The organism is Gilliamella sp. W8136 (assembly GCF_016101285.1).
GTDB lineage: Bacteria > Pseudomonadota > Gammaproteobacteria > Enterobacterales > Orbaceae > Gilliamella > Gilliamella apicola_N.
Genome location: NZ_JACFQU010000050.1, coordinates 1 through 567, shown reverse-complemented (window position 1 = coordinate 567; position 567 = coordinate 1). Strand labels below are relative to the sequence as shown.

Sequence of the window (567 nt, the reverse complement as noted above, 5' to 3'; positions counted from 1 at the left end):
TCCCTTTAAAAACGGTATTACTTTCTGGGGACTGGATAGGGTTAGATTTACCTGTACGTCTTGCTCAATGTTGTGGCAAGCTACCCAAATTAGTGGCCATGGGCGGTGCTACAGAGGGCAGTATTTGGTCGAATGCCTTTGACGTTACTTTACCTTTACCTGAACAATGGTCTTCCATTCCTTATGGCTATCCTTTAACAAATCAATGCTATCGTGTCGTCGATGCATTAGGTCGAGATTGCCCGGATTATGTAGCAGGTGAATTATGGATTGGCGGTGCCGGCGTTGCGCTAGGTTATCGTGGTGCACCTGAGTTGACGGCTGAACGATTTGTTGAACTCAATGGAATGCGTTGGTATCGAACCGGCGACCGGGGTCGTTATTGGCCTGATGGTACTCTGGAGTTTTTAGGCAGACAGGACCACCAAGTTAAAGTGCGAGGTCATCGTATTGAATTAGGTGAAATTGAATCGGCCTTAGCGGGTTTACCTGAAATTGCTCGTGCTGTTGCTGTAACAGTCGGCATGCCACCTCAATTGGCTGCTGCAATCCAATTAAAGCAAGGGG

General features: G+C 47.6%; 1 protein-coding gene. It reads left to right on the top strand.

The window, feature by feature from the left end; translation table 11 throughout:
- Positions 1–567, top strand: a 567-nt coding sequence (locus tag H3T96_RS14615) for an AMP-binding protein (protein WP_144093579.1), incomplete at both ends; no start/stop codon positions are given.